Genomic DNA, 8,011 nt, shown 5'->3' on the forward strand with positions numbered 1-8,011 from the left:
GTCCCCCGACGACCCGGCCGATGATCCGGTGGTGGCGCCGTGCACGGGCGACTGGGCGGCGCTGCGCCCGGACGGCCCGGACGGGCGGCCCGCGGTGGCGGCGCTGCTGCCGCGCCGGACCGCGATCGTGCGGTCGTCGGCGGCGCGGGACTCGCGCGGCCAGGTGCTGGCCGCCAACGTCGACACCGTCGCGATCGCGGTGTCGCTGACCGCCCGCCTGGACCTGGGCCGGGTGGAGCGGCTGCTCGCGCTGGCCTGGGAGAGCGGCGCGCGGCCCGTGGTCGTCCTCACCAAGTCCGACCAGGTACCGGACGCCGCCGGCGCCGAGGCGCGGGCGGCGTCCGCCGCGCCGGGCGTGGACGTGGTGTCGTGCAGCGCCGCGACCGGCGACGGCATCGACGTCGTCCGCGCCGTGCTGACCGGGACGGTGGTGCTGCTCGGGCCGTCGGGCGCGGGCAAGTCCACGCTCGGCAACGCGCTGCTCGGCCGGGAGGTCCTGGCGACCGGCGCGGTCCGGGAGCAGGACGGCAAGGGCCGCCACACCACGGTGCGGCGCGAGCTGCTGCCGCTGCCGGGCGGCGGTGTCCTGATCGACACGCCGGGGCTGCGCGGCGTCGGGCTGTTCGAGGCGTCCGAGGGCCTGGAGCGCACGTTCGCCGACGTCGAGGAGCTGGCCGCCCGGTGCCGGTTCGCCGACTGCGCGCACCAGGCCGAGCCGGGCTGCGCCGTGCTCGCCGCGGTCGAGGACGGGACGCTGCCGCGGCGGCGCCTGGACAGCTACCGCAAGCTGCTGCGCGAGAACGAGTGGGCGGCCGCCCGCACCGACGCGCGGCTGCGCGCCGAGCGCGACAACCGGTGGAAGACCATCAGGAAGGCACAGCGGCAGATGTACAAGGAGCGGGGGCGGAACCGATGACGTGGACGACCAGGCAGGAGCGGCCCGGGGACCGCGCGGCGGTCCGCGCGGTGGTCGAGGCGGCGTTCCCGACGGCCGCCGAGGCGGACCTGGTGGACGCGCTGCGCGAGGACGCGGCGTGGGTGCCGGAGCTGTCGATGGTCGCCGAGGCCCCGGGCGGCGCGGTCGCCGGGTACGCGCTGGCGACGCGGTGCCGTGTCGGCGAGGGCCCGGCCGAGGTGTCGGCGGCGCTGGCGCTGGCGCCGGTGGCGGTCCTGCCGCGGTGGCAGCGGCACGGCGCGGGCGGCGCGGCCGTGCGGGCCGTGCTGGCGGCGGCGGCCGGGCGCGCGGCGGCGGGACGCGGGGAGCGGCTGGTGGTGGTGCTCGGGCATCCGGAGTACTACCCGCGGTTCGGGTTCGCGCGGGCGTCGTCGCTGGGCGTCGGCGTGGCGTTCGAGGTGCCCGACGAGGCGCTGATGGCGCTGGTGCTGGACGGGCCGGGCCCGGTCCCGTCCGGGACGGTCGCCTACCCGGCCCCGTTCGGCGTCTGACCCCGCCGTGACCCGTCCCGTGTGAGCGGTCCGTGAAAGGGGGGCGGGGCCCATGTCCCGAAACCGTGGCCCCGCCCCCCTTCCTTTCAGCGCGGGTGTCAGCGGCCGCGGCGCTGGTAGGTGCGGACCGACAGCGGCACGAAGACCGCGAGGAGCAGCGCCGACCAGCCGAGCGTCGCGGCGACCGGGTGCGCCAGCGGCCACGCCAGGCCGGCGCCGTCCCCGGCGGCGGGCGCGCCCGGGTTGCCGAACAGGTCGCGGCAGGCGGCGGTGAGCGCGCTGACGGGGTTCCAGTCGGCGATGACCCGCAGCACCGTGGGCATCCCTTCGGTGGGGACGAAGGAGTTGGACAGCATCGTCACCGGGAACACCAGCGGGATGAGCTGGTCGGCGGTCTGCTCGTTCCTCACCACCAGCCCGAGATAGCACCCGGCCCAGCTCAGCGCGTACCGCATCAGCGCCAGCAGCAGGAACGCCTCGGCGGTGGGCCACACGCCGCCGTGCGCGCGCCACCCCACCAGCAGCCCCGCGGCCGCCATGATCGCCATGCCGAGGACCCCGCTGAGGATCTCCGCGCCGGTCTGCCCGAACGGGACCGCGGAGCGGGCGACGGGCATGGACCGGAACCGGTCCATGACGCCGCGGGAGGCGTCGGTGGCCACGCGCAGCGTGACGGCCATGGTGGCGGTGAAGGTGACCATCGCGAACAGGCCGGGCATCAGGTACTCGCGGTAGTTCCCGCCGCCGGGCACGGCGATGGCGCTGCCGAACACGTACCCGAACAGCACCACCATCGTCGCGGGGAAGACCAGCGCGCCGATGAGCTCGCCGGGTTCGCGGCGCAGGCGCGCGAACTCGCGCCCGACGAGGGTGAGCCCGTCGGTGAGCGTCCACCGCAGGCGCCCAACGCGGGACACGGCCGCGGGCGCGGGCGTGGTGAGGGCGGTCATCGGACGGCCTCCTTCCGCCGCCCGGCGGCTTCGGAGTCCTCCGCGGGCTCCGTGATCCCGGTGGTCTCGGCCTGTTCGGCGGGGCCGCCGGTGAGGCGCAGGAACACCTCGTCCAGGGTGGGGCGGCGCAGCGCGACGTCGGCGACGGTGACGCCGGCGCGGTCCAGTTCGCGGACGACGTCGGCGAGGCGGACGTTCCCGCCGGTGAGCGGGACCGACAGGCGCCCGGCGTCCAGGGCGGGATGCGCCCCGGTGAGGCGGTGCAGGACCGAGGCGGCGCCACCGGCCGCGGCGGGGTCGGAGAGGACGACGTCGAGCCGGTCCCCGATCTCCGCCTTCAGCCGGTCGGGGGTGCCGGTGGCGATGACGCGGCCGCGGTCGACGACGGCGATGTCGTCGGCGAGCCGGTCGGCCTCGTCCAGGTACTGGGTGGTGAGCAGGACGGTGGTGCCGTCGGCGGCGAGCTCGCGGACGGCGTCCCATATCTCGCCGCGGCCGCGGGGGTCCAGGCCGGTGGTGGGCTCGTCCAGGAACAGCACCTCGGGCCGCAGGATCAGGCTGGTGATCAGGTCCAGGCGGCGGCGCATCCCGCCGGAGTAGCCGGCGACCTGCCGGTCGGCGGCCTCGGCGAGCCCGAACCGCTCCAGCAGCTCGTCGGCGCGGCGGCGCGCGTCGCGTCGCGACAGGTGGTACAGGCGGCCGAACATGCGCAGGTTGCCGCGGCCGGTGAGCTTCTCGTCGACGGCGGCGTACTGCCCGGCCAGCCCGATCCGCTCCCGCACCCGGTCGGGGTGGCGGGCGACGTCGTGCCCGGCGATGCGGGCGGTGCCGGAGTCGGCGTCGGCGAGGGTCGCCAGGATCCGCACGGCGGTGGTCTTTCCCGCGCCGTTGGGACCGAGGACCCCGCAGACGGTCCCGGCGGGGACGGCGAGGTCGAGGCCGTCGAGGGCCCGCGTGCCGCCGAAGCGCTTGCGCAGCGCCTCGGCGACCACGATCGGTTCGTCGGTCACAGGGGCCTCCAGCACAATCTGAGTACGATGTACGCAACTGATGGACCGTCAGGGTAAACAACTGGGTACGTCGTACGCAACTAGGATGGCGGCGGCGGTGGCGAGGCGGCGAGGAGGTCCGGTGTCGGGCGGCGAGTTCGTGAGCATCTGGTCGGTCCCCGAACGGCAGGGGCGCGGGCCCCGGCCCGCCTACAGCCGCGCCCAGATCACCGAGGCGGCGATCCGGATCGCCGACGCCGACGGGCTGGACGCCGCGTCCATGCGTCGCATCGCCGCCGACCTCGGCACCGGCGCGATGTCGCTGTACCGCTACGTCCCCTCCCGCGACAACCTCATCGACCTGATGGCCGACCACGTCCTGGCCGAGATGGACATGCCCGACCGCCCCTCGGGCGACTGGCGCGCCGACCTGACCCTGTTCGCCGACCGGACCCGCGCGGTGTGGAAGCGGCACCCCTGGCTGGCGAGCCTGCACCACCCGCGCGCCGTCCCGGGACCGAACCGGCTGCGGCTGACGGAGTTCGCGTTCGGCTCCCTGGACGTCGGCATCCCCATCGACGAGATGCTCACCCTGCTGGACATGCTCGGCGGCTACGTCGAGCGCGTCGTGCGCAGCGAGATCGAATGGGCGCGCGAGAGCGAGCGGAGCGGCATGACGCCCGAGCGGTGGATGTCGCAGAGCGGCCCCTACGTCCGCGAGCTGCTCAAGACCGGCGCGTACCCGATGTTCGAGCGGATCGTCGTGGACGCGCGGCTGCCGCACATGACACCCGACGAGCAGTTCCGCTACGGCCTGGACCGCGTCCTGGACTGCATCGCCGCCGTCCTCCCGCCCCCCTGACGGCGGGGGATGCGGGCGTGCGGGGTGGTCTCCCCGGCAGGGATCGAACCTGCGCTTCCGGCTTCGGAGGCCGGTGCTCTGTCCGCTGAGCTACGGGGAGCGGGACCGGGACCCCGCCCCCAGGGTGACAGCGGGGGCGGGGCCGGCGACCCCGATGGGATTCGAACCCACGGCGTCCGGCGTGACGGGCCGGTGCTCTGTCCGCTGAGCTACGAGGTCGTGAACGTCGCGTAGAACGTCGGGAACGGGGCCGGAGACGGAAAGGGCCGCTCTCCCGGGGAGGGGAAGGCGGCCGCCGCGCGGGCAGGCGCGGGCGTCAGGGGGCCGCCGGCCCGGTGGCGCGGGCCAGGTCGCGATCGCGGCGTCGCCGTCTGCGCATCATGACCCCCTCCTCCCGTGACCTGCCGGCCCGACCTGCTCGCCTGGCCTGCTGGCTTGACCTGCCGGCTTGACCTGGGGTGGCCGGGTGTTCCGGCGTCCCCTGTGATCTCCAGGGTGCCCCGCCGCGCGGCCGCCCGCAACGCAATTTCCCGCCGGGCCTGTTTCCATTGAATGGAACGGGAAAGTTCCCGCGCGGGCCTCGCATGGCGAGGGTGGGATCCGGGGATCTGCGTGCGTGCGCGGGTCCGCGCGCACAACCCCGTAAGCGAGGAGGAGCGATGGCGTTGCTCGACCCCGGAGTCTGGACCGGGAAGATTTTCGACGGCGGCTGGACCGCCGCGGCCGGCGGCGTCTACGACGTCACCGAGCCCGCGACCGGCGCGACGCTCGGCACCCTCGGCCAGGCGTCCGCCGGCGACGTCCAGCGCGCCGCCGAGACCGCCGCCTCCGCGCAGCGCGACTGGGCCGCCCAGACCTACGAGGAGCGCGCCGCGGTGCTGCGCCGCGCCGGGCGGCTGTTCGAGGACCATGCCGCCGAGATCCAGGAGTGGATCGTCCGGGAGGCCGGGTCGATCCCGCCGAAGGCGGAGCTGGAGGCGCATTTCGCGGCGAGCCTATGCTACGAGTCCGCGGCGCTGGCGTCCCACCCGCAGGGGCTGGTGCTGCCGTCGGCGCAGCCCCGGTGGAGCCTGGCGCGGCGCCGCCCCGCCGGTGTCGTCAGCGTGATCGCGCCGTTCAACTTCCCGCTGATCCTGTCGATGCGGTCGGTCGCGCCGGCGCTCGCGCTCGGCAACGCCGTGCTGCTCAAGCCCGACCCGCGCACCGCGGTGTGCGGCGGCGTGGTCCTCGCGCGGATCTTCCAGGAGGCCGGGCTGCCCGAGGGGCTGCTGCACATGCTGCCCGGCGGCCGCGAGGCCGGTGAGGCGGTCGTGGCGGCGCCGGAGGTGCGGGTGGTGTCCTTCACCGGCTCCACCGCCGCCGGACGCAAGATCGGCGAAGTGTGCGGGCGGCTCCTCAAGCGCGCGCACCTGGAGCTCGGCGGGAACAACGCGCTGATCGTCCTGCCCGGCGCGAAGGTCACCGACGCGGTGTCGGCGGGCGCGTGGGGCGCGTTCCTGCACCAGGGGCAGATCTGCATGACCTCCGGGCGGCACCTGGTGCACGAGAGCCTGCACGAGGAGTACGTCGCGGCGCTGGCCGACAAGGCCGACAAGCTGCCCGTCGGGAACCCGGCGTCCGGGCCCGTCGCGCTCGGCCCCATCATCGACCAGGGGCAGCTCGCCCACGTCGACGAGCTGGTGCGCGGCACCGTCGCGGCCGGTGCGCGGCTCGCCGCCGGCGGCACCTACGAGGGCCTGTTCTACCGCCCGACCGTGCTGGCCGAGGTCACCCCGGACATGCCCGCCTACGCCCAGGAGGTGTTCGGGCCCGTCGCGCCGGTCGTGCCGTTCTCCACCACCGAGGAGGCGATCGCGCTCGCCGCGGCCAGCGAGTACGGGCTGTCGCTGGGCATCCTCGGCGACGTGGGGCAGGCGATGCGGATCGCCGACGCGGTCCCGACCGGGCTGGTCCACATCAACGACCAGACCGTCAACGACGAGCCCGTCGTCCCGTTCGGCGGGCTCGCGGCGTCGGGGAACGGGTCCCGGTTCGGCGGGCCCGACGCCAACATCGAGGCGTTCACCGAGACGCAGTGGGTCACGGTCCGCGACCAGATCGCCACCTACCCCTTCTGACCACCCGCCGGCCCGCGCCCCAGATGGTTCCGTCCGGGGCGCGGGCCGGGCGTGTGTCAGGGCGGCGGGCCGTGGTCGTGCAGGACGCGGGCCAGCGCCACCCACCGGTCGGGATGCACGAACGCGACGACGGCGTCGCGCGGCACCCCCGCCGCGCGGAACGCCGCGTCCACCCGCGCCGCCGGATACGCCCGGCGCAGCGAGGCCCGCAGGGTGCCGCCCACCCCGCCGAACCCCACGTCCACGCACCGGACGTAGTCGTCCATCACCGCCGGCGGCAGCAGCGGGACGGCGCGGCGGTCCAGGCGCAGCACCGCCGAGTCCACGCGCGGGACGGGACGGAACCGGTCGCGGGGGATGCGCGCGCCGAGCCGCCAGGAGAACTCCGGCCACGTCCGCACCGTCAGCCGGCTCCACCGCCCGTAGTCGCCGGTGCGCTTGCGCGCGTACTCCAGCTGCGTCACCAGCGTCGCCGACACCAGCCCGGGCGCCTCCAGCGCCCACGCCACGATCCGGGACGTGACCGAGTACGGGATGTTCCCGGCCAGGTGGAACGGCCCGCGCGGCGGGCGCGCGGCCAGGAAGTCGCCGGACACGCAGCGCACGTTCGGCAGGTCGCGGCAGCGCTCGGCGAGCCGGCCCGCCAGCACCGGGTCGATCTCGTAGGCGATGACGCGGCGGGCGCGGCCGGCCAGCGCGGCGGTGACACGCCCGTCGCCGGCACCGGCCTCCACGATCAGCCCACCGCCCGGCTCCTCGTCCTCCAATCCCCGCCCGTCACCATCCAGATAGCGGGCTCCGCCCGGGCCCACGGTGCGGGCGTAGCGGGCGATGACGGCGGGGTCGGCGATGAAGTTCTGCGACAGCTCGCGGCGCGCCCTCCCGCGCGCCGCCGGGCGCGAGTTCCGCGATCCGCGTGTGACGTTTCCAGTGTTTCGGGTGTTCTTGGTGTTTCGGGGCCTTGGGGGCACGGTGGGGTGTCCTCGGCTTGCGGCCTCGGCGGGCCGGACGGGACAGGCCCCGGCCCGGGCTCACCCGGGAAGCGCGCAGCGCGTGCCCGGTGTCCGGCGGGCCCGCCCGAAGATGGTCGGCGGACGCTCGAAGGCCCTGGACACCGCACGCAGGAAGACACCGCGAAAAGATCACGCCGGATCACGGGAGCGCCGGCTCGGCGGGCCCGCGGAAAGGTCAGGCGCCGGTGCGCGCCGGGCGGTCCAGGGCGGGGCGACGCTCACGCAGCCGGACGTACACGGCCGCGGAGCCGGCCACCCGGGCCGCGCTCTTCGTCATACCTGACATGGGCGCCATCGTAGCGCCGGGCCGCGGACGGTCCCAAAAGGTTTTTCGGCCCCGGACGTGACCGGACCTTAAAGGTCGTTCGCCATCCCGTTTAACCCCCTTGGCGTCGGCAATCACAATCCCACAACCCCCGGAGCCGGAACCCCGCCGAGGTCGAGGAGGCCACATCGTGTACGGGACGCACGAGATGCGGATGGTCCGGATCGACGAGTCCGGGCGCGAGGAATGGGCCTGCCCCACCTGCGGCCGCCGGATGCTGCTGCGCTGGCCACCGCACTACGAGAAGCAGATCGTCGAACCCGGCGACGAACGGGCCGGTCACATCGGCAGCTCCACCGCCGCCGACAC

The 8,011-nt window shown here is 75.3% G+C and carries 7 protein-coding genes and 2 tRNA genes; 4 read left to right on the forward strand and 5 right to left on the reverse strand.

What is annotated here, in order from left to right; genetic code table 11:
* Both rsgA and E1264_RS36725 read left to right on the forward strand, forming a co-directional pair.
* A partial coding sequence (gene rsgA / locus E1264_RS36720) for a ribosome small subunit-dependent GTPase A (RefSeq protein WP_132181163.1) occupies positions 1-916 on the forward strand: 916 nt, incomplete at its 5' end.
* Positions 913-1,446, forward strand: coding sequence for a GNAT family N-acetyltransferase (locus E1264_RS36725; RefSeq protein WP_132181165.1), 534 nt, complete (start codon positions 913-915; stop codon positions 1,444-1,446). The genes rsgA and E1264_RS36725, both read left to right, overlap by 4 nt.
* A 98-nt stretch (positions 1,447-1,544) precedes the next feature.
* Here E1264_RS36725 and E1264_RS36730 read toward each other — a convergent pair whose 3' ends face one another.
* On the reverse strand, positions 1,545-2,396 hold the full coding sequence (locus E1264_RS36730) for an ABC transporter permease (protein WP_132181167.1): 852 nt from the start codon (positions 2,394-2,396) through the stop codon (positions 1,545-1,547).
* A complete protein-coding gene (locus E1264_RS36735) occupies positions 2,393-3,406 on the reverse strand; it encodes an ATP-binding cassette domain-containing protein (RefSeq protein WP_132181169.1) in 1,014 nt (337 codons plus the stop codon). Before E1264_RS36735 ends, E1264_RS36730 begins: the two co-directional genes overlap by 4 nt.
* 121 nt (positions 3,407-3,527) lie before the next feature.
* Between E1264_RS36735 and E1264_RS36740 the strand changes: the two genes are divergently transcribed.
* Positions 3,528-4,247 carry a TetR/AcrR family transcriptional regulator gene (locus E1264_RS36740; RefSeq protein ID WP_132181171.1) on the forward strand — a complete coding sequence of 240 codons (720 nt, stop codon included), beginning with the start codon at positions 3,528-3,530 and terminating at the stop codon, positions 4,245-4,247.
* 25 nt (positions 4,248-4,272) lie between these two features.
* Here E1264_RS36740 and E1264_RS36745 read toward each other — a convergent pair.
* Together E1264_RS36745 and E1264_RS36750 are read right to left on the reverse strand one after the other, a co-directional pair.
* Positions 4,273-4,347, reverse strand: a tRNA-Arg gene (locus E1264_RS36745).
* 46 nt (positions 4,348-4,393) lie between these two features.
* Positions 4,394-4,466, reverse strand: a tRNA-Asp gene (locus E1264_RS36750).
* A gap of 440 nt (positions 4,467-4,906) precedes the next feature.
* On the opposite strand from E1264_RS36750, the gene E1264_RS36755 reads away from it, so the two are divergent.
* Positions 4,907-6,364: a benzaldehyde dehydrogenase gene (locus E1264_RS36755; RefSeq protein ID WP_132181174.1), complete on the forward strand. Its 1,458-nt coding sequence runs from the start codon at positions 4,907-4,909 to the stop codon at positions 6,362-6,364.
* A 56-nt stretch (positions 6,365-6,420) separates the two neighbouring features.
* Here E1264_RS36755 and erm read toward each other — a convergent pair whose 3' ends face one another.
* On the reverse strand, positions 6,421-7,335 hold the full coding sequence (gene erm, locus E1264_RS36760; RefSeq protein WP_243711400.1) for an ErmE/ErmH/ErmO/ErmR family 23S rRNA (adenine(2058)-N(6))-methyltransferase: 915 nt from the start codon (positions 7,333-7,335) through the stop codon (positions 6,421-6,423).
* Between the last annotated feature and the right edge of the window lie 676 nt (positions 7,336-8,011).

It is taken from the genome of Actinomadura sp. KC216, from assembly GCF_004348535.1.
Classification (GTDB): Bacteria; Actinomycetota; Actinomycetes; order Streptosporangiales; family Streptosporangiaceae; genus Spirillospora.